The organism is Actinotalea ferrariae CF5-4 (genome assembly GCF_000603945.1).
In the GTDB taxonomy this organism is placed as follows: domain Bacteria; phylum Actinomycetota; class Actinomycetes; order Actinomycetales; family Cellulomonadaceae; genus Actinotalea; species Actinotalea ferrariae.
Window position 1 is genome coordinate 1 of record NZ_AXCW01000564.1, and the last position, 650, is coordinate 650.

Sequence of the window (650 nt, forward strand, 5' to 3'; positions counted from 1 at the left end):
CTACACCCTCATCTGCGAAGAGCCCATCAACCTCTCTCTTGGAGATTCGCGGCGGCCGTACCTACCCGATCGCCCAACTCCGCTCGCCGCTGCGATTGACGAGTTCGCACGGGTCAATGACGTGGTCGTTGTGATCAGCGCCGGCAACATGGCCCCTGAGCAGCACGTCCTCGCGGATGGCGACTTCGACTACACCACGCGGTTGCTTGACCAAGGCGACGCGGGCCTGCTGGATCCCGCCACGAGTGCCCTGGCGCTGACGGTGGGTGCCCTTGGTGCAGATGAGGGGCAGGGTCTGCGGGAGGCGCGTTCGCTGGTTGACGTACTCCCTATAGGGGGCCCAGGGCTTCCATCGCCGCTAACTCGTGCAGGGCTGGGAGCGGCGAACATGATCAAACCCGAACTGGCCGCCCCGGGCGGCCACGCGGTGCGCACGGGCCTCGGTGCGCGGCTCCGGGAAGCGCCGTCGACAGGTGTGCTCGGTGCGGACGGCGTGCACGCAGGCAGAGTCCTCGCCGTCGGCGCGGGAACCAGCTATGCCACGCCACTCGTAACGCACGCCGCAGCCCGAGTGCTCGCGGCCAACCCTGCTCTGTCGGCGAGGGCTGTTCGGGCGCTCGTGCTGTCCTCAGCCCTGATCCACCGGTCCC

1 protein-coding gene is annotated in these 650 nt (G+C 68.3%); it reads left to right on the forward strand.

The window, feature by feature from the left end; genetic code table 11:
* The coding region (locus N866_RS20720) for a S8 family serine peptidase (RefSeq protein ID WP_155855528.1) at positions 1-650 on the forward strand (650 nt) is incomplete at both ends.